Genomic DNA, 22,708 nt, shown 5'->3' with positions numbered 1-22,708 from the left:
GTTATCATCAAGGGCCTTCGTCTTCGGGCGAGGGCTCATTGATATCGAGGAATGCTACGGTTCTTGGCCGCTCTTCCACGACAGTTCCGAATTTGTGGGTATTCAAGGCATCGGCATAGCGAAGCATTCCTTCGTCGTCAACGTAAACGAGAAAATAGTGCCCGTCATAGTTCTCATCGACGCGACCGAACACGGCATACTTGCTTCGGCTTGAGAGCAAGGCATCAAATCGGTCAGGTTCTTCTGACCGTTGCAGGTTAACAGGATGGCCCTTCACCCTGTAACGCTCTACAAGCCTTGCTGCTGCATCGGGACCAGCCAGGAGAGCAAAACCGGGCGGAAAATCTTTTGATTTCGTCTCTGAAATAATGCCCTCATCAATGGCACGCAAATAGAAGTCGGGGAAGTCCGGTAGATCGGCATCGCTGTACTTCAACAGTAGATAATACGACACTACGGCGCAGATCTGTCGGCCATGATCTTCAGCCGTGATTGAGAGGAATCTGTTGCGCACTGTTTGCAGTTTAATTCGGCTGGGCTCGGCCTGAACTCTTCTCTGAGCTTCTTCAATCAGGGAGGTCATGCCCGGCGAGTACTGCTTGAAGCGGACCCTCACATCTCTTTCAAGGCCTGACATGCATGATGCGAGAAAAGGAGAGAGCAATACATATAGTAGAATGGAAACCATCGGTCGGATTGATATGTTCATAAGCTGGCCACCGGTACATCGATCGATATACAGCTCGCTATTCCCGCCCCTCGCAACTCAGTGATTGTCTTCTCTTTTCTTTGCTGAACGTCATCGGCAGTATCGACCAGATCCTCAACGATGACAACAGCAAATCCGGCCGCTAATGCATCAAGTGCCGTGGCCCGAACACAGTATTCTATCAAGAATCCAGCGAGAAAGAGGCGCTTGATCTGTTGATCGGCCAGATACTGTAAAAACGGAGCCGAACTGAAGGCGCTGTGCTCATGTTTCACAAAGGTCGGCAGATCTTTCGGTAATTCCAGTGCGGGCTCAACGCCGGATGTGTCTCGAATGCAAAGAGAAAGACCCTCTGCGAACTGATCCGGTCGGTAATGAGCGATGACGGCAACGACAGGGACGGGAGGCTGCTTTAAGAGCATCGCAATACGCATGGCAGTATGTCGCATGGAAGCTATTCCCTTATGACGTCGCGCATAGGGCCCTTCTTCATCGAGAAAATCTCTTTGAGCGTCAATGACAACAAGTGCGCTCTTACTATCGTCCATACTCAAAACCGCTGCAATAAATAGATCGAATACTCCCGGATCGCGCTGCCATGCTCGGCATCTTGTAAAAAACGATAGCCACGCCCCGGCAGAAAGATGGCCGCCTTTGCGGTAAGCACGAATTGAGCAAACGGACGCCAGTCAACGACGACATTCCATTCGTTACCGATATCGCTGGACGGCGGACCCTTCCACCAGCCGTAGAACTGGTTATATTGCCCGTCCAGCCCGTGTGCGGAGCGGATATGCGTGTAAGAAGTCCTGCCTTCAATGGTCGTCGTGAATTTCTGTTTCCATTCGAGCTTGTAGGCTCGCAAGCCTGTCAGCTCTCCGTTACGGAAGATTGTATAACCTCCGGATGTGTCGAGGGCGATCTCGGTGAATTGAAAGGCCGATCCGGCCGTGAAAAATCGGTCGGTACGGTAGGCCTGTGACGTTCCGTCGGTCTCGGCGTTCAAACGACCGCTTGCGCCGGCCCCCGACAGAGAAACCGTCGTACCGTCGGCCACCCGATAAGACATCTCGAACTGCGCCGCCCCCGAACGCACAGGATAACGTCGTCGGCTCGCCGGGAAGGCATTGCGGGCCTCCTCGATCAGCGTGAGACGTTCGCTCTCGTAGATCGACGACGCCTTTCGCAGATCGACGCTATCGGTCGCCGTCCAGAGAATGTTGCCGTCGTTCGTAATTGAGGGTTGATAGAACTTATTGTTCGATCCGCTCGTCTCACGGTCCGTCGTCGACAATACGATGCCAGCATTGGCGACGCCGTGCAACATAAGCGAAAAATCGCCCTTCGTATAACGCACCTGCGATCCGGTCCAGTAGAGCTGCGACGTATCGCGCAGATTACCGCTATCATCGTACTCGGTCGGATCACGCCTGTAGATGGCGTAGCTATCGAAGTTCCAATCCTGAAAACCGAAGAAGCGCCAGTTGCCGTAGAGAAGGTTAACGTCCTTGAAGGTATCGTCGTTGTATCCGTTCTGGTCGCCGTCTTTGATCGAATCGTCGGATTGCCGCAGATAAACGAGCTGAAAGCTCGAATAGAGAGACTTCGCCTCGCTTTCAAGACGAAAGCCCGCTCCGCTTGTGGCCAGAACAAGACCGGCCGGCGAGCCGACTGGAAAGAGCCCCGAATCGAAATGAATCGTGCGGTCCTCGTTATGAAAGCGCAGTCGCATCTCACGCGTTTCCAGATTCACCGCGTCAGCTCCTTTGCCGCCCGAGCCCGGTCCCGTCTTACTGGATCTGTCCTGTCCGAAGGTGATGTCGCCGACCTCAAGCCCATAATAGATGTCGGCATAGGCGTTCGGCGTAAAGATCATGTTTAACCGAAAGCGTGCCGTATAGAAATCCTTCGCCTCCTGGCACGGCGACTGCACCGCTTCTGCCTTGCCTGCCTCTGCCGGATTCGGACACGGCTCCTTCGTCACACGCTCAAGCGGAAGATCCCGCGAAGTATAAAACCCGCGCACAAGCATGTCGCCGTTATAGTTAAAGCGCTTTTCGGCGGATTGAGCGAAAACAGAAACGGGAACGGAAAGACTGATGGCAATACTGAAAAACAGAATCCGACGCATTCATCCCCCTCAACGTACGTCGCGCGTGACGTCGATATATCGTTCGAGGATCTGCGTGATCACGCCGGTGCGACGATACTCTTTGACCATGAAGTCGATGAGCATCCAGTATTCGGCGTCGCCTGGAGGCACGGCGATGCTCAGATGCTCTTCGCTGTAAGGGCCAAGGATGGGTTGAAAACGAGAGACGATATCGGGCCGATTCTTCAGGGCGGATCGAATCCATATGTCGTCGGCGACAAGCAGATCGATCTGGTTCTTATCAAGCGCCGTCAGGATGTCAAGGTTAGTCGCGAAGGTTTCGATATGAAAAGTCGAGAACTTCGCATCGGCCTTCAGGATCTGTTCGTTTGTGCTTCCCGCTCTTACTCCGACGACGAGTTTTCCTGGAATCTGAATATCACGCAGCGAATTGATCTGACGTTTCGGGAAGTCGATCGATGCGGACTCTTCGGGAATCTTCAGTCGGTTCAGCAGACCGGCCGGCGTGACGAGGATGTACGGACCTGTAAAGCGCACCTGCAATCCACGATTCACCGTCGACGATAACCCGCCGAGGCTGAGATCGATCGTGCCTTTAGTTACGCGCTCGATCAGCTCTTCCGGCGTGCCTATGACGATCTCGGCCTTCACTCCAAGATCGGCGGCGATGCGATGCGCCAGCTCGACGTCGATGCCCGGACGGCTCTCTTCTTCGAGATAGAGCGGTTGAATCTTCTGCAGGCCGATCTTGATGACTCCGGTCTGAACGATGCGTTTCAATCGCAGAGATGAACCGGGCTCAGGGGCCGATAAGAGCTGAGAAGAGCTAAAAACACCGAAGAATACGGCAGAAATCAAGAAAGAGTGACGTAACATCTCTGTTATGGTAAGGTATTGAGACCGGTACGTCAACCGGAATCGACATTGACAGGATGCCGTTCAAACACGATGTGTCAGTATGACATTCCGGGACCTCGGTCTGGAGCCCGAACTCCTCAATTCCATTGACAGACTTGGCTTCGAGACTCCCACCCCCATTCAGATACAGTGTTTTGCCCCCGGCTCAGCCGGTAAAAATATCGTAGGCATATCGCAGACAGGAACCGGTAAGACCCTTGCCTTCCTTCTGCCCATTCTGAATCGAATCTACAGCGAGAAAATCGACACTCCCACATGCATTATCCTCGCCCCCACGCGTGAGCTCTGCGTTCAAATCTCAGAAGAGCTCGTACGGCTTACGGCCGCTCATCCGCTTCGTGTGGCCACCGTCTACGGCGGCGAAGGCTACAACAGGCAGGAGAAAGAGCTTGCGGCCATGCCGCACTTTATCGTCGCCACGCCGGGCCGACTGATCGACTTCATGAAACAGAAGAAGATCCCCGTCGAGACGATGAAGGTGCTCGTTCTCGACGAAGCCGACCGCATGTTCGACATGGGATTTATACGCGACATCCGATACGTGATGCGCGCCATCCCCGAGAACTCGCAGATCATGCTTTTCACGGCCACCATGTCGTATTATGTGATGCGCCTCATCACCGACTTCATGGAAGAGCCCGAGCATATCAAGATCGATACCGATCAGGTCGAAGTCGAGAAGATCAAGCAGAGCCTCTATCATCTGAGCATCGATGAAAAGATGCCCTATCTTGTGAATCTGATCCGCAGCATTCCCGATATCAAAGGCATCGTTTTCACAAACTCACGTCATCGCGTGCAGGACATCGTGCGTGTACTCGGCAAATACGGAGTGCATGCGACGGGCATCAGTTCGCTTCTCGATCAGAAGAAGCGCATCCATCTGCTCAAGTCGTTCAAGCTCGGAAAGTATAACGTTCTTGTCGCCACCGACGTCGCCAGCCGCGGCCTCGACATCGACGACATCACACACGTTTTTAACTATGACCTTCCGCAAGACGCCGAATCCTACGTGCATCGTATCGGACGAACGGCGCGAGCGGGCAAAGAAGGCACGGCGATTTCGTTCTGCTCCGAGATGGACTATGAATGCCTTCCGCGCATCGAGATCCTTCTCGAACATAAGATTCCCGTCGATGCCATCGATCCCGAGATGTTTATCTTTCCGGCGCCGTCGCCGATCAGCGTTCCCGAAGAGGAGCGCCTGAACGAAAGCGATCGCCGTCCGCGCGGAGATCGCCTGTCAGACGGAAACCGTCGCGGCGGACGCGATACCCGCGGTGGACGTGGTCAGGGTTCCGATCGCCGCAGCGGTGAGCGGCCTGCAAGGCCCGAGGCCGCCGTTGCCGGCGAGTCAGGCGAGCAAACGGGTAAGAAGAAGCGTCGTCGTAAAAAGAACAATCAGGGACGCGAGGCGACGATTGAGGGCGTTGCGGGCCAGGCTCGTGACGGGCAGAGAGGACCGGCTCGTCCGGGCGACTCCAGGCCGGGCGATTCCCGACAGGGCGAATCGAGACGAGGCGGTCGCAACGACTCCCGTCGTGATTCGGGCCGGGGCTCGCAGGGACGCGGTCGCCAGGATCGCGACAATCGTGGTCGGGGCGATCAGCGCAGGGACCAGCGTCGTGATTCACGTCGCGAACAGAGAGAGCCGGTGAAGAAGCCTTCTCTGCTGCAACGTATCATCGGACTTTTCAAAAAGAAAGATTGATACAAGAGCTTGAATGAGGCGGGCCTGGGCCCGCTTCCGCTCAATGCTAATCGCTCATAGCCTCCGACCGTTTTTTTGCACACTCGCAGAAACAACTTGACTCCCCTTACAATTTCCCCTTTGGTAAGGGAGTGAAAAAGATTCGCTCCAGAGTGACATCAAAATTCCAGATCACTATCCCTCGTGAGATTCGAGACAGAATGAAACTCGGCGTCTCAGACGTGATCGAGTGGAATATTGATAAGGATGGAATTCGGCTTGAGCCTGCCGAAAAACCCTTTCTCAAGTTCCACGGATATTTCGACGCTGAAATCGGTTCGGTCGATGAAGATATTCAGAAAGCGCGTGAACTTCGATCGGCAGGATACCAATGACATTGATCATGCTGTTCCAAGAACTGCGCAGTTACTGCCTCTGTATTGATACACTGTAAAACGCAACGCAGAGATTTGGCTCTTCCCTCAATAATCCAAGGATACTCTTGGACAAATTGAGCGTAGGCAATCTTCAAAGAAGCCTGAAGATTTTACGACCCAACCGCTGCAAAAAGATCGTTCTCATCTGAATCCTGCTTCTGCTTACCCGCCTTAAACCGAAGCTGCGAATTAGAGAGGTACTCCTCAGACAGCTCGACTGCGATCCACTGCCTTCCCAGCTGTTCAGCAATAAAGCCCGTTGTATTCGAGCCTGCAAATGGATCTAGGACAACGTCACCCGGATTGGTTAGAAATTCGATAAACAGACGCGGAATATCGCCTGGAAATCTAGCAGGATGCACCTTTTGCCCTTTGGCTTTTGTTCCTTGAATATAATTGCTATTGCTTTCATTATTGCCAGCGATGATAATATTAGGTGGAATACTGCCACCCTTGTCGGCTGAAAAGGACTCATTGATAACGTGACCGGAGGGGCGCACCGTATTCTTCACGCCTTTCTTTATCAAACGCTGCATATCTTTGCTGTATTCCCGAAGAATTCGCCTGTTGTCAGCTTTAACAAAAGGATCTTTTCCGAACCAAAAAATATACTCAACGGAATCTTTGACTCGAATTCTACGTACATTCACCCACTCAGCCGGTGCCGGCATTCGAGCCGGGTTGAACCAGAAGAATTCCTGCAACAGATGAAATGAAGCGGTTTCACATAAGGCTAAAACGAGCTTGTAAACATACAAAGAGCGGGTAGGGATTTTGGGAGTCCAGGTTCCGCCAATATTTAGAACGAAGCTGGCAGTCGGCTTCATGATTCGCTTTATTTCTAACGCAATCGGCAAAAACCAATCGACATATTCAGATTGGCTGGCATTGCCATATTCTTTCTTAAAATGTAGCGCGTAGGGAGGTGAAGTAACAACCAAATCTACAGACTCTGTCTGCACCTGCTTCAGAACCTCTAGGCAATCACCCAAATAAGCACGGCCAGATTTTGTCTTATAGTATGGCTTCATAATCCCACGCTAAACGCATGTTTGGTCCAGGCAACTATTTTTTCCCGAATTCGGCTTCGATCAAATCCCCAATATCGTCGTACCAAGGGACTTCGACGAGATAGGGCAAAGGTACGGGCTGCATAACGGCGAGTTTCCCGGGATAAGCTTTATGTCGAGCAAGTCGATGTGTAGCTACAAAGACAAAATTGCGCCAATCTTTCGTTTTTTTGCCAAGGCAGACGCCCAAGATATCAAACTGGGTTGTATCGTAGTAACGACTCGATGCATCACTATTCGATGTCCGGGTCTTTTGCGTCTCCACTTTATAGGCGATAACCTCACCACCTTTTCTGTAAGCCTCTTCGTGGTTGCGAACATTCTTGCACTCGGCCAGAAGTGGCTCGTTACGGCCGCGAATCCATATCGAAAAATCTGCGTGTCCATCCAGGTCGTGCTCTTCAAACCTCTCAATCACGCCTTTCTGCTTCGCTTTTCTCAAGTGCTCAGCCATTTGCTCCTCTGCAACGGCCCCCTCAAGGGTGACTCTCGCTCGAAACCGTTTCGCAAGACTATCCAACAATCGCTCACATGTTAATCCGTATTCTACTTCCAATGGGTGCATAGTGATCCTACATTTATTCAATTCTCTTCTGAAGGCCCGCTTCGGCTCACTCCAGCACAAGCACGATATCATCGACCGACAGTCTGTAATACTCCTTGAAGTCATCGCGTTCAAGATCCAGGATAATCAGCACATCGCCGTCGCTTCGGATGTTGATGATGCGGTAGTTCTGATTTTTTACGCGAATCGTCACGGGCTGTCCGTCTTCCAGAAGCACATAGTTACCGGGACGGCCTTTAAAGAATTCGTATAGCCTCAGTCGAGAGGGCGGACCGCCGGGCAGCGGAACCGCCTGCACAAGCGGAACATACTTCATGTCTTTTACAAAGCCCATGAACTGCTGACGGTTACGGTTTCGCATCAGCTGAATCGATCGGCTGCGCACATCGCCGATCTCGAGGCGCGACGGAAACATCTTCAGGGCGTCAAGGCGATAGAAGAGATCGCGTCCTGTGTCGACTTTAGCGATGCGGCTGCTTCGGTATTCTTCGTCACGCTTCTTTGCGGCAAGGAAGTGTTCGTAATCCTGATCAAAGAGCTTCTGCTCCGATGCATCGGCAACGCTGAGGCGACGGGCCTCTTCTTGCATCAGCGGGCGGTTCTTACTGTAGACATCCTGCGCCTTGCGCGCCTGCTGCTCTTCCTCTCTATCTTTGCTCAATAGCGCGACGGCCTCCGTTCGCTCTCGCTCCTTCTTTGCCTCGTCGGCCAGCATTTGCTCTTCAAGGCGATTCTGTCGATCGGAATCTTCATGGCTGTCACGCCCTTCGTCCTTCTGCGCCACATCTGAGACTGTTTCTTTTTTAGCTTCTTCTTTTCCGGTCTGATCCTGCTCAATACTGATGTCGCTATTCTTCTGTTCTCGCTCACGACGCAGCATCTCTTCATAGGCCTTTTCTGCGCGGCGGCGAGATTCTTCTGCAGTGAGGGCAGTGGACTCATCGGTCTTCCTTTCTGCTTCGGGTTTAGATCGAGAATCCTTGCCGCTATCGATCTCGTCTTTCCTCTGCGGAGACGCACAGGAGACGATGAGCAGCAATAGCAGCCATGCTTTCAAAGTTTTCATCGCCTTCGCTCCAGTATCATCAGAGCTCTTTCGGCCAGGAAGCTGTTGCGTTGTTTGCGCAGATCCTTTTCTCGTGCGCGCAGTCGGGCAAGAGCGTCGGCATCTTCGCGCACGTCGGCGGCGACGACGTCCAGAAAGAGCTTCATGCCTGCATCGTCGATGACGGTCGCATCGATATGAACCGTCAGCTGAGAGGCCTGTTCAGATAACCCATCCCGATAGAGCGAAAAGGCGGCGAGCGCCATCTGCCGCTGCCTTTCGTTGCCCGAGCCATAGTTAGCCGCCATGCGAAAGTAAACGGCCGACTCCCCGTCGTCGGTCAGGCGCTCCAGACGGCCGAGCAAATACAGGATGCGCATACGCTCGTCGCGGCTCAGACGATCCGATGTGAGAACCGACTCAAGAGCTTCCCGGGCCTTTCCTGGATCGTTACGATCGACGAAATACGATGCCGTTCGGATCGCCGCTTCTGCATCCGAGAGATTCTTATCGCCTGACGCAAGCTGAACACTGACGGCCTCCTGACCCTGCTCCTTCAGCCACCGATCGAGGTCGGCACGAAAGCGGTTCGAGCCCTCTCCATAGATCGCACGCAAGGCGGATAGATCGGATTCGCTGGGGCTTCGGCCCTTTTTAAAGCTTCGGGCGATTTTCGCGTAGTTGAGGAAGCTCTGCCGGCGAAGCCCCCACTGGCTCTTGATGTCGTCCATCAACGAGTCTTCGATCGAAGCCTTATGCGAGACGGTTTTCAGCGTTTCATAGGCCTCCAGATACCAGCCCTGCGAGCGGCAGAGGAAATACAGCCTCCAGCGAGCCGCTTTATTCAGATCGGCCGTCAGACCGGCATCCAGCGCCTGCCGATAAAGGACGGCGGCACGTTCCGGCCGGGTTTTCTCAATTCGGTAGGCCTCTTCAAAAAGGGCGCGGCCGTTTGCATGCAGACCCTGGACGAATGTGACCAGAAGAATCAGCAGTAACACGCAGGTTTTTTTAATTGCAAAGTTTCGAAAAGTCATTGAAAAGAAATTTCCATCTTTTTTCATGTGTTCGGCAAGGACGGCTCTTATCAAAGCCGGCACGATTCAGTCCCCTGGCAGCTCTTTTACTGGTAATTCTCTATGGAAATCACCGTCCGCAACAAAGAAAATAAATATGTCTTCGACCTTGAAGGGTCTCTCGACATCTATACTTCGCTCGATCTGAAAAGCGCGCTTGAGGATAGCATCAAGGCTCAGAACTCCGACGTCTGCATCAACCTTGACCGTCTGACGTATATAGACTCAAGCGGGATCGGAATTCTCATAAAATCTCTGAATTATGTGCAGAGCCTGAACGGAAATATGTGTGTGGCCAACCTCAAGCCCGCCATCGAGAAGGTCTTCAAAGTAAGCGGTCTCACCACCTATTTTGAAATCCTCTCCACCGACGATTTTCAAACTCGTTACAGCGGATTCTGATTTCGCCTATTCCTTATCGCAGCTCCGCCTATTCTTCGGGCGGGCTGTGGCTTAAAAAGACATCCCACAGCGCCAGCAATCGGCCTGATGGCACGATACGCACGTGTATCAGGCCGGCGCGAAACTCATCGCGCGATACCGGAACGGCGATCGGCCCTGTAAAGCCGACGTCGTGACCCTGATAGGTGATGAGCTTGCGCTTGCCGTTTACGAATACCTCAACCCACTCGTACGGGCCCGGTTTCGCGGAGGGAAGAATGGTCTCGCGGCGAGCCGGCCGACAGCGCTGCTCGTCGGCGATGGCCTCCATGTCCTGGTCGATCATGCCGACAAAATCCAGATATAAGAAAACACGGCGATTGCTCTGCGGCCTCAGAGTGAACTCAAGCCCCGTCTCAGGAATCCAGCGGGCGATGTTATCCTGAAGTCCGGCCGTGCCGCAATCCGATAGAACGATACGATTTTCGGCGGCGGCTATCTTTTCGAGTTCGTACCATGTCACGATTTCCTCGGCATCCAGCTCCTCCCCGAAGCCAAGAGATGCGGGGATGGGTCGATCCTCTTTGAGAACGATCGTCTCGGAACGCAGCGGCAGTACGCAGAGAAGCGTCATCGGCAGAAAAGCAACCCGGAAAAGAGAGGCGAGGCGAGCCATTATTCCATCTTCGAACGAAACGGGCTGCATCTGAAATGAAAAGCTGCCCGCGATAACGACGCACACCCGGGTACAGATCAGAACTTATCGAGCACCAGCACGACGTGACAGCGACCGAGGTATTGTTTCTTCTGTCGATCCTCGATAAAGAAGATCACGATATACTGCCTCTGGTTCTGCAGATTGATACTCACAAGTTTATGGTTGAGCGATTCGGGCGGTTGCAGATGAAGCTGATAACCGGCATCGTCGAATTCGTGCAGAATGCGAAAGCTGATCTGGTTGGCGAACTCGGCCAGAATGGAATCGGCCATGCCCTTTGCCACGCTATCGATCTGGAAGGTTTCGGCTATAAGCGGAAGCAGCTTGAGACGGGTATAACCGTCCATGCAGAAGTAGAGGCTGCCCGAGAAATCGCCCGAAAAAGGTAGTGCGGTCGTGCTCTCGTAACAGAGGCCTTCGTTCACCGACGGGCCATATGCCTCGCGCCATGCCTGAATATGCAGCTGTTCCTCCATATACTCGACAAAGGAGCGAGATACGGTCAGCACGATCTTTTCATCTAAAAGCGGGTCCATTCCTAATGTCTTTCGGATTTCATGGCCATAAAAACAAGCGCGCAGGAACCGGCCGACATGAAAATACCAGAACCGAACGCCCTCGCGCTGACAACAGGGCAGCAGAAGGAAGGACATTGCACAGCGGTCGATCTTGCAGGTATTGAAATGCGCTACGAGCCCGTAAGAGCGTCCTGATAAGCGGTGGAAGTTGGGGAGGTTCTGTCGCAAGCAACAGGAAGAAGAAACTGCTCAGGGGGGGACTTGAACCCCCACACCACGAAGGCACTACCACCTCAAAGTAGCGTGTCTACCATTCCACCACCTGAGCTTGATGCAACGTTTCGCCGGCTTCTTCGCCGGTCGAGCAAAAAATAAATTCGACTGCTCCGTCTGACGATCAGAGCTGGAACCAATGAAGCTGCCATCCATCTTTCAAAAGGCCGTCGCCGAGAAAAAGCTGATGATCTCGGTCTCGGGGATTCGCGCCGTTCTGCCCGACGGACTTGATCCGAACGAGCTCTGCACCATCGCCACGGCCTTCGCCGACACGACGGGAAACACCATCGTTCTCGGTCGTGACTCACGGCCCACAGGAGAACCGATTATCAGCCTTTTTCGTGCGATCCTTGAGATGCGCGGCAAGACGGTGATCGATACGGGGATCGCTCCGACGCCGACGGTGAAGGCCGTCGTCGCCGCGCGAAAGGCAAGCGGAGGTCTCATCGTCACTGCATCTCACAACCCCGAAGAATGGAACGGCCTGAAGTTCCTCGGTAAAGGCGGATTCTTCTACGACCAGACATCGGTCGACGCCTTGCTTGCCGAGATCGCCTCGCCCGCACACCGACCGACTGTTGCCGCCACACCCGGACGCAGCCTGAAGCTCGGCAGAACGACGCATGAAGACGGCATCGACCTGCATATCAAGGCCATCCTGAAATCGCTGCCGAATATAAGCGCCATCCGCAAACACAAGTTTCGCGTCGTCGTCGACGCTGTCGGCGGAGCCGGACGAGAAGCGCTGCCGCGTCTTCTTGCCGAGCTCGGTTGCAAGGTCGTTCCGCTTTATTGTGAAGCAAGCGACCGCTTTCCGCGTCCGCCCGAGCCCACGCCGGCCGCCTTAAAGCAATTCGGCGCTCTCGTTAAAAAAGAAAAAGCCGCCGTCGGATTCGCCCTCGATCCCGACGCCGATCGCCTGGTAACGGGATCGGTTAACCTCGGAGCGGTTCACGAAGAATACACGCTTCCGCTGGCTTTTCTCGGTAAACGCGAGACGCTTAAAAAGCCCGGCATCCTGGTCGTGAACCTGTCGACATCGACGCTGCTTGATGCCGTCGCCGGCCCACATCGGGTGGAGCGCTCCGCCGTCGGTGAGGCGAACGTCGTCGGGCAGATGCTTTCGCGCAAGGCGCTGTTTGGAGGTGAGGGGAACGGAGGCGTGATTGATCCGGCTCTGCCTTCTTTTGGAAGAGATTCGCTGGCCGGCGCCGCGTGGATTCTTTCGGCGATGGCGGCGCAGAACGTAAAAGGCGTAGACGACCTGTTACAACAGATCCCCCCGCTTTTTATGAGCAAGCAGAAGCTTGAACGAAACGGCGATCTCAACGAGGCCTTTGGCCGCTTCGAATCCATTGCCCTGCGAACAGGCAAGCTGCAATACGTCGATCACCGTGACGGGTTGCATCTGCTCTTTAACGACCGGTCCTGGGTACATCTGCGCGCCTCGAACACCGAGCCCATCCTGCGCCTGATCGCACAGGCTCCCGATAAAAAAGGCCTTCAGGAATTACTGGAGCTGTTTCGCTAACATGCACCTCTCGCTCGAAAAAGCGACCTTCTATAGATCTGGTAACGCCATACTCAAAGGCATCGACCTGCGCCTTGACGAAGGCCGTCACTACTGTCTGATCGGACCGAACGGAGCGGGAAAGACGACGCTTCTATCGCTGATCTGTGGCATGGACTGGCCTACGACGGGAAAGGTCTTGGTGCATACAGACGACGGCATCGAGCATCCGGCGCATGTGAAGGCGATGTTCGGACATTTCTTTCCGCGATATGCGGCCCATATCGAGGCCTATCATCCCGATATCACGGCCCTTGAATTGATCAGCACGGGATTCCGGCAGGCGCTCGCCTACTATCATGAAGCGAGCCCCGAGGAATGGCAGGCGGCTCGCACGTTCTTTCGTAAGTACGTGCAGTCCACCGAAGAGAACCGGGCCTTCAGCACGATGTCCACCGGTGAACGATTTCGTATGTTGCTTCTGCGTTCGCTTGTGACGCATCCGGCGGTGCTCATTCTTGATGAGCCCTTCGACGGGCTTGATCTTCCCGCCCGGGCCGCCTTTGAACGCCTGATCGCCTCCACATTAGAAGAACATGCAAGGCTCTCGTTATCGGTGCTTCACCGTATCGAAGAGGTGCCTGAATTCGTCACCGACATCATCCTGCTTAAAGAAGGCCAGATCCTCGCATCGGGAGTAAAGGCGGATGTACTCACATCCCAGAATCTAAGCGACCTGTATGACATGAAACTGATTTGCCGTGAGCATAACGGCCGGTACTACGTCCTGCATGACGGATGAGGTGCTCTTTTTGCCCGATGCCGATGCTGCGCAGCAGCTCATGCTGAACGGCCGGGCCGTGCACAGTCGCCATGCTCAGCGTGAGGCGGAGCGTCAGGCCGCTGAAATCCTGGCACGGTCGCCTCGCAGCGTCATCCTGCTTTCTCCAGGGTTAGGCTTCGTGCTCGACCTTCTGCTTGAAGGCAGCGACGCGATGCTGCTCTGGATCGAGCCGGACGAACGTATTCGAGAGGCTGCTCTGCGAAGGCTGGCCTCGAAGTTGACCGGCCTGCGGCGACGCATCGTCGACGGTCAGACGATTTATTCGAGTAAATCAGGGGATCGCCTTATACTGCGCAACTCTCTTCCAGACTTTGCGCATCTTCGCTCCCTGCTTCCGGGAACGCCCGACACATGGCATGTCTTTTCGCTACGTGCAACCTTCCGGCCTCAATATGTTTCGTTTGTAGCCGATCTTGAGCAGCGCGGCTTTCGCGAAACCGTTAACCGCAACACGCTCAAACGCTTCGATAAAATATGGTTGAAAAACCTGTACTACAATCTGGCAACGGCTTCACAACTACGTCCTGTATCGTCGCTCTTTGAGAGTCACAGGAACATGCCCGCCGTCGTCGTATCGGCCGGCCCTTCGCTTGATCGTTGCCTGCCCGCTCTGGCCGAACATCGCTCTCGCATTATTCTTATCGCCGTAGACACGGCCGTGAGCGCTCTGCGCCATTTCGGTCTTGATCCGGACTATCTGCTCTCCGTGGACGCCCAGGCGCCTAACTTCCTGCATCTGCGATCCTACAGTGGAGAGGCCACCCTTGTCGTCGATACGACCGTAAGCTATCTGGCCTTGCGTCATCTGAAAGGTCCTTATTATACATTTCAGAATCCATTGCCGGCGGCCTCTATACTGCTCCAGATGCTTTTTCCAGACGGAGCCGGAGAGCTGCAGTTCGGAGGCTCGGTTTCGACTAATGCGTTTGATCTTGCGCTCCGACTTGGTTGCTCGCCGGTCTATCTGTGCGGGCTTGATCTTTCCTTTCCCGAAAACCGCATCCATGCACGCGGCTCGGCACTCGAAGAGGCCGCCCTTGCAAAGACGCACAGACTGCATACGGCACATCAACAGAATCATGCTCAACTCACGGCCATCGACCGACGCTATCTTCAGAATTCAGAGAGCAGGGCCGTTCCAACTAACGATAAGCTACTGATCTTTTATGAATGGTACAGGTCTCGACTCCCGGCTCCGCATGTTGTGCATGTCGACGGTGGAGGGGCTTCATTTTCGAGAGTCCCCCGTATTGGTTCAGAGAAGCTCGCAGAGGCGCTCGCCGCTCATCCGAAGTTAGCCGAAGTGAATAAGATGCGACCGGGCGGTAGCATTGCCGCCCTTACAAATGGTACCGAGACGATTGATACAGAGGCAATACTCGAATCACTTCACTCATTCGCCGGCGATTTGCTTGAACGCCTCGATGACGCGCTCAAGGCGGCGGAAGATATGTTAGCAGGTGCCCCCTCAGCCGAATTGGCAGGGCAGCTGCTTCAGCTCGATAAAGAGCATGGCTTTTCGGTGACACGATTATTGAGCAGCGGCATGCAGAGCAGCCTTCTTTCAAACGAAGGCGCAAGTCCATCGGGCGAAAGTCTCACTGCCTTTTTTAACGACCTCAGAGCATCGCTGCGATTGCATCAGAAGCTGATATCACGGTGCCGGCAATTCGCAGACAGTTAACCCTCCGCTACGGCGCCCGAAGACGATGCTTTTTTCGGGAGAAAGTACGAAGAACGTCGACGGATCTTTCACGGGCGCCACAAAAAGCGCGGCATCTATCGATAACTGCGGCTGCTCGGATTCATGCAAAACAAAGAGCTTCCCGTCGGCGATATTCGCCACAGACGGCGATTCACCGACACTCAGCGGAATCTCACGAAGAGTAAGGCGATCGACGTCAAGCTCCATAAGAGCGCTTCCGTTCGGGATGAGCACCGTGCGCTCTCCCGCTTTGCCGGCATAAAGCGCTCCTCCCGTTTTCACAGGTAGATAACGTAGAGTCAGGCTGCGATGCAGTATCAGATCGCCATCGCCACCAAATAGGCCCGAACGCTTCTCTCGTACGATGACATACTCGTCGGGCGAGACAAGGGCGATATCTCTGATCCCCTGCATGCGCGCCGTGCGGATTCGCTTCTGAAAAACAAGATTACCGCGCTGCAGTCGGTAGACCTCGATGCTTCTCTGATTATGATATGCCTCGTTCACGACAAAAAGCATCGGCTCATTTCGCCCGACCATGGCATCGATGCCCAGCGGTTTGAACGGATACTCATCTCGACCCTGAACAATGAGCTCCTTCACTTCAAGTGTGCGCCGATGCACGGTGACGATTCTTCCGCTATTCAGGGATTCTCCTTTTGCATCGACCGGCCGTCGGTCGTGCACGGCTACAAAGAGAAGACCGGATCCGGCATCCGCTATGTCGACGACGCCTTCCAGATCGACGGTACGATTGCATCCGCTCATCTGCTTTAGCTGTGGCTTTGCGCAGAAGCTGACGCACAGCGACATCGCGGCGGGAATCAGCAAAGCACGCAGAAGCGTCAAGGTCCGCAGTGAAGAAATAGAGTGCAATGGGTCTGTTAGATTGATAAACATGAAAATTACCTGATTGAAAACAAAACGCCAGGCCCAGGCCTTCGTGAGTTAGAATCCATGCGTACGTGGATAACCCGTGAAAATCCAATGCGGGTTCCCCGATCTCGACATGGCCCTTTCCATGTTCCATGCAGAGTTGTAGCGCTTCCATTCATCCCGCGAGTTGAGATGTTGCAGATCCTCATCCTGAATGTGCTTGACCAGATCACGAAATGCTGACGCCATCTGTTCGGCCTGTTCAAGTGTCAGAACGTTCAGACAGAACGTCATTCGCTCGATCATCACAGGCGGAAAGAGCATGCCGGGTTTCCAGGGTTCAAGGCCCGACAGGATGCCAAGCAGACGCTCCTGAATATAGGAATAGTCGATGGCGTCAAAAAGAGCCGTCGTCCAGATCTCCTTCTGTTCCCGCGTGAGTGAATAACGCGAGGCCTCAAGGATTTCAGAGAATGTCAGTATATCAAGATGTTTGACGACGCCTTGGTCTACAACGAACTCCTCGATAGGAAGAAGTCCGGCCTTATAGTAGATGCGATCGGTGTAAAACTCAGGGGATCGATTCTGTTCGGCCGGGCGAATGATCTCGGTCATCTCAGCGCCGCCTGCGTAGCCGACAAGAACGCGCAGCTCGAGCATCATCTCTGCCTGCTTCAGCGCATCGGTCTGACAGACGAAACTCAGGTACTTCTGATTCCCCGAAAAGATATCGTTCTGCCATAATGCAAAATGGTCACCAAAACCTGGCCAGCGTTCGCCAAGAAGCGCCCGCACTCGCAGAATCTCTTCGGCCGACGTATCAATGAGATGGACGGATGGCCAGGCGAAACGGTCTTCAAACCGAATGTAAGGATGCTTGAAGTTGTCGAGGCAGTAGGCAGGCATTCTATTCGCCACGGTACACCTTTACGGGCTCTGTAAGGCGTCCCTCTGCTATCGGATGCTGCGATCGTAGCGTCTTCACAATCTTATTCTGCTGCATCAACAGAAAGAGCAGATACGCGACAAAGAGCAAGAGAGTGACTACAAAGACGGCCAGCAGTCGATCCAGACGCTTCTGTGCCAGCTCGATCGCATCAAGCGAGGCAAGATGTTCGTAAAGATAAAATACAGGCGCTGCCTCGGGATTCTTCGCAAGAGCACGACGGCTGAGCGTGCTCATCAGCGCTTCGGCCTCCGAAGCAGACATCTTCAGAATCTGCTCTTTCTGGGCGGCCGGACTCAACGCCAGCAAGGCATCGGCCTGCTCTTCAAGCCTTTTTGCTTCTTCCTGCAAGGATGGCTGCGCCTGAAGAAGCCCTGCGAACGAGAGCAGTATCAGTATAAAGAGCGATCGTCGAAGCATGTTGTTTCCTTTGTTCATCAGACGAGTATTTATCATGCAAACGTTTACCATACGAATCATTTTCAGCGCACTCCGTCCGTAATCTTCTGAAGCTTCTCAGCACGATAGCTCAAAACGAAAAGAAAGAGGTAAAAGAAATGGAATCCGAGAACGGATAACCAGAAGGTCTGTCTGATTTTCGGCGACATCGCTCCCAGCACCGATGTCGGATGGCTTTCTGGCGTTATTACGCGGATCGCGAACCACGTGAGCAGTGCGGCAAACGTGCAGAGCAGAGCCATGACGGCGCTGTATAACCCTTTTCGCCGCGGATCTTCGGTGAATTCACGCACAACAAAAAAACCACCAATCGTAAGAACCAGGATAAAAAAGCTCATGAGCCGCGAGTCCTTCCAATTCCAGAAGACGCCCCACTCCGTAGAGGCCCAGAGCGGACCGCTGATCACGACGCCCAGGGCAAAAAGCAAGGCCAGCCGCATCGAGACGACGACAATGGTGTCGAAGCGCTCCTCTCGACGCAACAGATACGCCAACCCCGCAAGAGCGCCGATGGCCGGCGAATAAAGCGCCACCCATGCTACCGGCACATGTATATAGAAGATACGATGAGCCTGTCCCTGATCGGCTATCACCGGAGGATAATAAAAGGCCAGCATGATGACCGCCGGCATGGCCACGGCGGCCAATACCATCAGGGTCGTCTGCGCGGCATTGAAATTTCGGATCTGCATCTTCACCTCATCAGGCCTCGTCGGTGGCCATAAATTGAAAGAATAACGCTCCGGCGCCGGCATAGACGGCGAGCAGGGAAAGCAGGACGACAGCATACGGAGCCGCATCCGCTCTGCCTTCAAGGACGGCAGAACTTCCGGAATAGACGATAAAGATCGGAAGAGAGAGCGGGAAAAATAAAATCGGAAGCACGATCTCACGTATTCGATTGGCACCCGAAAGAATGGCGACTATCTCGCCGAGTAGCACAAGGTTTACCGTACACGGAAGAAGGAAGAGCAGGGTGCGACCCGTTAACTCGAAGAACTGCGAAGTTCCTACAAGAAGAACATTGTAAAGAATCGAATAAACGAGAAGCAGAATACCAATCATGCTCGACTTTACGACAACGCGAGCGAAGAGATAGGCCGTCCGATCCATACCCGACATGAGAAGAATACGAAAAGCGCCGGATTCCTTTTCGCGTCCCATCGCACGGGCTGTCATCATCGAAACCATAAAGAAGAGAGAGATTAAAAGCAATCCCATCAGGTTCTTTCCTTCATGAAAGACGGCAGGCTGCAGCGAATAATGGAAGAGAACGGCAAGCGTCGCTGCATACGGCAGCAGAACGATCATCGTTCCGATATTACGCAGCTCAAGGCGCAGTTCCCATCGCAGCATCCGCAAAAAAGAGGAAAGTCGCCCCGGCGGCTCATGCCCTCCGCGACTGTGATGCTCTGCGCGTGCCGTGGAAGTATCCAGTGCGTGCTCCTGAATCCGGTTGACCGACAGGCCCTGCAGGCCACCGATGAATTAATGAAGAAGAAATTCGACCCGTCCGTCTTTGCAATTCCGAATTTAACGGTGGGTCTGATCCTGCTCATCGCCATCGTCAACGGCCTTGATCTCTGGATGCCCGGCAATCTTCCGCATTTCAGTTTCGAAAAACTCTTCACGCCGGAGTGGTGGACCGTCCTTCTTTTTCCGTTTCGCATCGCTCCGACCTGGCTGAGCCTTGTCGTCTATCTCTATATGTTCTTCATGATCGGACAGAACCTTGAGGCGGCCATCGGCGATCTGCGCTACAGCCTCTATATCTTCACAGGCATCGTCTTTGCGATCCTGGGCTCTTACTTCTCACCCGTCTCTGCAGTCTTTATCTATCTCTCCGTCTTCCTGGCCGTCGCCCATCTCGATCCCGAACGACAGCTGTTGCTTTTTTTTATCATCCCAATGAAGTATCGATGGCTGGCCATAGGCGTTGCCGTTTATCTGCTTTTTATTCCGGCAAGGAACACTATTTCTACAGGGAGCGTTTCTCATCTGCTCGGTCCGGTTCTCGGCTTCGCCAATTACATCATCTTTTTCGCAATCCCATATCTGCTCCATGTCGGAGGGGTCTCGCGAACAGCATCATTCAAACGCAAGGCCCGCCGCACGGACGCCATCCACCGTTGCACCGTCTGCGGGATGACCGAGTCGGATGATCCGACTATGGACTTTCGTTTTTGCGTCGACTGCGACGATCACGAGTACTGTTCGAAGCATTTGCATGCGCACGAGCATATTCGCTCCGCATGACGCATGCGGGCGCGTTTTACCAGGCCGAAGGCAAAAGGGAGCCCTCGAGTTCCAATGAGCCGGGGTGGAAAACGGGCGGCAGCGGAGACTGGCTATGTTTGTAGTATTCTCGTGAGGTTTCTGGTCGCCGCATCAATGGAAATTGAGCAAAAAACTACGGGGTTCCAATGTCCCTTCACGAAAATTGGATTAGTTCCTCCATTCTCGAGGACTATCACCCCCATAAAGATCAACATGAGAAACACAAATATATAACATCGAGAATAACCCGTAGCATTCGAAATCGCCGACAACCTCCCCCAATCCCTGTCATCGGGATAAAAATTCACCCGATGCAATTCCTGTCCCTCCTCCTGATATTGCTTCTTCCATTTACCGCTCCTCTCTATGAAACTGAGTTTGTACTTCAGCGCCGGGTCATCCATAAGGATGCTCAGAAAAGCCCCCAACGCCCAATCCTCCACTTTTATGTACGGGCTTCGCCAGAAGAACCTCTTAAAGTGCTCATCCGGAATCAGCAGGGTAGATCGACTCCGGTAATAGGGTTCTCGCTCCGTTCGCAACTGTTCGTTCATGTAAGGGTGGGTCGAAAAATAGCTGATCCGAATACAAAAAAACCCGCCAGGTTCGCTGACGGGTTTCAACGAAGCAAAAGAAGATAATTACTTCTTCTTGATCCCTTCGAGTTCAATCGTCAGAATCACCTCGTCACCTACAACGGCTCCGCCCGTTTCAAGCGCCTTATGCCAGGTCAGCCCGAAATCCTTACGGTTGATCTTGCCGGTAGCGGTGAAACCGACTCGTTCGTTGCCCCACGGATCCTTGGCCGCACCCAGATACTGACCGTTCAGAACGACCGTCTTCGTGATGCCGCGGATCGTCAGATCACCGACAACCTGGACATTGTTCCCGGACACCCGGCCGCTTTTCAGAACGAACTTGATCTCCGGATGCTTATCGACGTCAAAGAAGTCGCCCGAACGAAGGTGTTCGTCACGCTTTTCGTCGTTTGTGAAGATCGTTTTTGCTTCAATGACTGCCTCACCGGCGGTGAAGACTTTCTTCTTTTCGTCAAAAGTAAACTTGCCCGTAAACTTCTGGAAAGATCCCTTAACATTCGAGATCACGAGGTGCTTTACAGAAAAGCCTACCTGAGAATGCGATGCATCCACCTCGAATTCAGCGGCCACGGCGGCCTGTGTTACAAGCAGAGCGGCAATAGCTGCCAGCATGAGCTTTTTCATTTCATTATCTCCTGAGTTTGGTTCGCATATTTGCGATACACTGCTTTGTTGCCGCTTCAGAAGTAAGTGATTCGAAAATTTTTGTCGAGCCGGAGTTTTAGCGTTGTTTTTTGTTCGGGGAAGCGGGGACAGATAGATGCTCCCGATCACTGTGTAATTCAATTAAAATCAAAATTCACCAGGATCGTTATCGGAATCCAATTATCCTGTGCCATATTCAGAAGACCAAACTGAAAACGAGCCCTGCCATTGCATGAGTTGATTACACCCAGCTGCACCAGACACTTTTTTTCGGCACTGTTCCAGAGACCGATCTGCGCACCCTTTTCGGCCCCCTGATCGTTTGCCACGTTCAATACGCCAATCTGAGCGCCTTCCATTCTCCAGTGTGCCTTGTTCGCAATTCCCACCTGGATTCCCTGCATTTCTCCTGCATAGTTTGCCAGTACAGCGCCTTGCAATCCCACGAGGTGAGCATCTACTCCGTTTCCTCCAGCAGCAAGCTGAACTCCGGTCAAAGATCCCGCTGACTCGTTTACCAGGCCCGACACCTGAAGACCGGCCACGTCGCCTTCAACTGAATTCACAAGTACGGCTGCCTGCACACCATCTAACCGTCCTCTCACTTTGTTCACCAGACCAGCTGCTTGAATTCCGAATGCACTTTCATCAGCCATATTTCCGAAAAGTGCTACCTGTGCTCCCTGCACTCTTCCTGCGACGTTCAAACCGGCAGTCAGCTGCATTCCCTTTACATCGCCGCCAAAGTTGACCAGGCCGGCTGCAGAGATTCCGTAACTGCGATCTTTATTATTATTGAATATTCCCGCCAGTTGCACGCCGATTGCATTCTCATTCATATTTCCGCCACCGGCAGCCTGCAATACTGATGTCTTCGCTTCATTGCCAAAAACGCCGAATTGAAAAACGGAAATTCCCTGAGCCGTGTTCGTAAGTCCAGCTTCGATCAGGACGAATCTGTAGGACTGCCCGGTCAGTATATTCAATTGAGCGACCTTGTAGAAGCGACTGTTGAACAAACACGTTCCTGCGAAGCATACCTCGACGGGCATCGGCAATCCTCTGTAATTGCATTGGCCGTCGCGCCAGCTTCCGCCGTTCTCCTGGCAGGTGAATCGATCATCGCTGCTTCTGTACTGAAAGTCGGCGAACAGGGCATCCGGCTGGCTAACAAAGGAAAGATTGACCGGACTGCCAGGCAAACCGGCACTCTCGCTCAGCGGCAGCTTCGGGGGAGCTACTCTTGCATTCAGCAATGACCCGCTCAAAAGCAAGAGAGCGACTCCCATGAGGATGATTTTAAGAACGCTGCTCTGAAGCCCTTTCATTCT

25 protein-coding genes and 1 tRNA gene are annotated in these 22,708 nt (G+C 53.5%); 7 read left to right on the top strand and 19 right to left on the bottom strand.

Annotation, left to right across the window (positions count from 1 at the left end):
- Positions 1-7: 7 nt before the first annotated feature.
- Genes LEPIL_RS17000 through LEPIL_RS16985 form a run of 4 tightly spaced genes read right to left on the bottom strand, consistent with a single transcriptional unit; the run spans position 8 to position 3,698 of the window.
- Positions 8-709: a hypothetical protein gene (locus LEPIL_RS17000; protein ID WP_002774362.1), complete on the bottom strand. Its 702-nt coding sequence runs from the start codon at positions 707-709 to the stop codon at positions 8-10.
- Complete coding sequence (locus LEPIL_RS22500) at positions 706-1,257, bottom strand: cysteine hydrolase family protein (RefSeq protein ID WP_002774360.1); 552 nt, start codon at positions 1,255-1,257, stop codon at positions 706-708. Before LEPIL_RS22500 ends, LEPIL_RS17000 begins: the two co-directional genes overlap by 4 nt.
- 2 nt (positions 1,258-1,259) lie before the next feature.
- Positions 1,260-2,840 (bottom strand): hypothetical protein, encoded by a 1,581-nt coding sequence (locus LEPIL_RS16990; protein WP_002774358.1) that lies wholly within the window; start codon positions 2,838-2,840, stop codon positions 1,260-1,262.
- Positions 2,841-2,849: 9 nt separating this feature from the next.
- Positions 2,850-3,698, bottom strand: a complete 849-nt coding sequence (locus LEPIL_RS16985) for a substrate-binding periplasmic protein (protein ID WP_002774356.1) — start codon at positions 3,696-3,698, stop codon at positions 2,850-2,852.
- Positions 3,699-3,780: 82 nt separating this feature from the next.
- Here LEPIL_RS16985 and LEPIL_RS16980 point away from each other — a divergent pair, with 82 nt between their 5' ends.
- Together LEPIL_RS16980 and LEPIL_RS16975 are read left to right on the top strand one after the other, a co-directional pair.
- Positions 3,781-5,451: a DEAD/DEAH box helicase gene (locus LEPIL_RS16980; RefSeq protein ID WP_002774354.1), complete on the top strand. Its 1,671-nt coding sequence runs from the start codon at positions 3,781-3,783 to the stop codon at positions 5,449-5,451.
- 131 nt (positions 5,452-5,582) lie between these two features.
- Positions 5,583-5,825, top strand: coding sequence for an AbrB/MazE/SpoVT family DNA-binding domain-containing protein (locus LEPIL_RS16975; protein ID WP_040919053.1), 243 nt, complete (start codon positions 5,583-5,585; stop codon positions 5,823-5,825).
- A gap of 152 nt (positions 5,826-5,977) precedes the next feature.
- Here LEPIL_RS16975 and LEPIL_RS16970 read toward each other — a convergent pair whose 3' ends face one another.
- The 4 genes from LEPIL_RS16970 to LEPIL_RS16955 all read right to left on the bottom strand — a co-directional run bounded on the left by LEPIL_RS16970 (position 5,978) and on the right by LEPIL_RS16955 (position 9,548).
- Positions 5,978-6,898 carry a DNA-methyltransferase gene (locus LEPIL_RS16970; RefSeq protein ID WP_002774350.1) on the bottom strand — a complete coding sequence of 307 codons (921 nt, stop codon included), beginning with the start codon at positions 6,896-6,898 and terminating at the stop codon, positions 5,978-5,980.
- 34 nt (positions 6,899-6,932) lie between these two features.
- A complete protein-coding gene (locus LEPIL_RS16965; protein ID WP_245826904.1) occupies positions 6,933-7,391 on the bottom strand; it encodes a hypothetical protein in 459 nt (152 codons plus the stop codon).
- Between the two features lie 157 nt (positions 7,392-7,548).
- Positions 7,549-8,568, bottom strand: a complete 1,020-nt coding sequence (locus LEPIL_RS16960; RefSeq protein WP_002774347.1) for a hypothetical protein — start codon at positions 8,566-8,568, stop codon at positions 7,549-7,551.
- Positions 8,565-9,548 (bottom strand): tetratricopeptide repeat protein, encoded by a 984-nt coding sequence (locus LEPIL_RS16955; RefSeq protein WP_157135101.1) that lies wholly within the window; start codon positions 9,546-9,548, stop codon positions 8,565-8,567. Before LEPIL_RS16955 ends, LEPIL_RS16960 begins: the two co-directional genes overlap by 4 nt.
- A gap of 138 nt (positions 9,549-9,686) precedes the next feature.
- Between LEPIL_RS16955 and LEPIL_RS16950 the strand changes: the two genes are divergently transcribed.
- Positions 9,687-10,025: an STAS domain-containing protein gene (locus LEPIL_RS16950; protein WP_002774338.1), complete on the top strand. Its 339-nt coding sequence runs from the start codon at positions 9,687-9,689 to the stop codon at positions 10,023-10,025.
- 28 nt (positions 10,026-10,053) lie between these two features.
- Here the strand turns inward: LEPIL_RS16950 and LEPIL_RS16945 are convergent, their stop codons facing one another.
- From LEPIL_RS16945 to LEPIL_RS16935, 3 genes are all read right to left on the bottom strand, one after another.
- Positions 10,054-10,710, bottom strand: a complete 657-nt coding sequence (locus LEPIL_RS16945; RefSeq protein ID WP_002774336.1) for an LIC10729 family protein — start codon at positions 10,708-10,710, stop codon at positions 10,054-10,056.
- A gap of 47 nt (positions 10,711-10,757) precedes the next feature.
- The gene (locus tag LEPIL_RS16940) at positions 10,758-11,258 is read right to left on the bottom strand and encodes a chemotaxis protein CheX (RefSeq protein ID WP_040919048.1); all 501 of its coding nucleotides are present in this window, start codon (positions 11,256-11,258) and stop codon (positions 10,758-10,760) included.
- Positions 11,259-11,486: 228 nt separating this feature from the next.
- Positions 11,487-11,568: transfer RNA gene (locus LEPIL_RS16935), tRNA-Leu, on the bottom strand.
- A gap of 84 nt (positions 11,569-11,652) precedes the next feature.
- On the opposite strand from LEPIL_RS16935, the gene LEPIL_RS16930 reads away from it, so the two are divergent.
- The 3 genes from LEPIL_RS16930 to LEPIL_RS16920 are packed head-to-tail and all read left to right on the top strand — an operon-like array spanning position 11,653 to position 15,554.
- Complete coding sequence (locus LEPIL_RS16930; protein ID WP_002774333.1) at positions 11,653-13,047, top strand: phosphohexomutase domain-containing protein; 1,395 nt, start codon at positions 11,653-11,655, stop codon at positions 13,045-13,047.
- A 1-nt stretch (position 13,048) separates the two neighbouring features.
- On the top strand, positions 13,049-13,828 hold the full coding sequence (locus tag LEPIL_RS16925; RefSeq protein ID WP_002774331.1) for an ABC transporter ATP-binding protein: 780 nt from the start codon (positions 13,049-13,051) through the stop codon (positions 13,826-13,828).
- The gene (locus LEPIL_RS16920; protein WP_002774329.1) at positions 13,818-15,554 is read left to right on the top strand and encodes a motility associated factor glycosyltransferase family protein; all 1,737 of its coding nucleotides are present in this window, start codon (positions 13,818-13,820) and stop codon (positions 15,552-15,554) included. The genes LEPIL_RS16925 and LEPIL_RS16920 overlap by 11 nt, the downstream gene beginning before the upstream one ends.
- Here the strand turns inward: LEPIL_RS16920 and LEPIL_RS16915 are convergent.
- The 5 genes from LEPIL_RS16915 to LEPIL_RS16895 all read right to left on the bottom strand — a co-directional run bounded on the left by LEPIL_RS16915 (position 15,525) and on the right by LEPIL_RS16895 (position 19,212).
- Entirely contained in the window at positions 15,525-16,388 is an 864-nt protein-coding gene (locus LEPIL_RS16915) for a hypothetical protein (protein WP_143464788.1), read from the bottom strand. The two genes, LEPIL_RS16920 and LEPIL_RS16915, sit on opposite strands and share 30 nt — an antisense overlap.
- 135 nt (positions 16,389-16,523) lie before the next feature.
- On the bottom strand, positions 16,524-17,357 hold the full coding sequence (locus tag LEPIL_RS16910) for a hypothetical protein (protein WP_002774326.1): 834 nt from the start codon (positions 17,355-17,357) through the stop codon (positions 16,524-16,526).
- A 1-nt stretch (position 17,358) separates the two neighbouring features.
- Positions 17,359-17,817: a hypothetical protein gene (locus LEPIL_RS16905; protein ID WP_143464789.1), complete on the bottom strand. Its 459-nt coding sequence runs from the start codon at positions 17,815-17,817 to the stop codon at positions 17,359-17,361.
- A gap of 62 nt (positions 17,818-17,879) precedes the next feature.
- Positions 17,880-18,548, bottom strand: a complete 669-nt coding sequence (gene ccsA, locus LEPIL_RS16900) for a cytochrome c biogenesis protein CcsA (RefSeq protein ID WP_002774323.1) — start codon at positions 18,546-18,548, stop codon at positions 17,880-17,882.
- 10 nt (positions 18,549-18,558) lie between these two features.
- Entirely contained in the window at positions 18,559-19,212 is a 654-nt protein-coding gene (locus LEPIL_RS16895) for a heme exporter protein CcmB (protein ID WP_002774322.1), read from the bottom strand.
- 135 nt (positions 19,213-19,347) lie between these two features.
- Between LEPIL_RS16895 and LEPIL_RS16890 the strand changes: the two genes are divergently transcribed.
- Complete coding sequence (locus LEPIL_RS16890) at positions 19,348-20,112, top strand: hypothetical protein (RefSeq protein ID WP_143464790.1); 765 nt, start codon at positions 19,348-19,350, stop codon at positions 20,110-20,112.
- A gap of 92 nt (positions 20,113-20,204) precedes the next feature.
- Here the strand turns inward: LEPIL_RS16890 and LEPIL_RS16885 are convergent, their stop codons facing one another.
- The 3 genes from LEPIL_RS16885 to LEPIL_RS16875 all read right to left on the bottom strand — a co-directional run bounded on the left by LEPIL_RS16885 (position 20,205) and on the right by LEPIL_RS16875 (position 22,705).
- Complete coding sequence (locus tag LEPIL_RS16885) at positions 20,205-20,687, bottom strand: DUF1564 family protein (protein WP_002774318.1); 483 nt, start codon at positions 20,685-20,687, stop codon at positions 20,205-20,207.
- An 87-nt stretch (positions 20,688-20,774) separates the two neighbouring features.
- Complete coding sequence (locus tag LEPIL_RS16880) at positions 20,775-21,356, bottom strand: YceI family protein (protein WP_002774316.1); 582 nt, start codon at positions 21,354-21,356, stop codon at positions 20,775-20,777.
- 158 nt (positions 21,357-21,514) lie between these two features.
- The gene (locus tag LEPIL_RS16875; RefSeq protein ID WP_002774314.1) at positions 21,515-22,705 is read right to left on the bottom strand and encodes an LA_2272 family surface repeat-containing protein; all 1,191 of its coding nucleotides are present in this window, start codon (positions 22,703-22,705) and stop codon (positions 21,515-21,517) included.
- Between the last annotated feature and the right edge of the window lie 3 nt (positions 22,706-22,708).

Source organism: Leptonema illini DSM 21528 (assembly GCF_000243335.1).
Lineage (GTDB): Bacteria > Spirochaetota > Leptospiria > Leptospirales > Leptonemataceae > Leptonema > Leptonema illini.
This window is presented reverse-complemented; position numbering and strand designations above follow the sequence as displayed.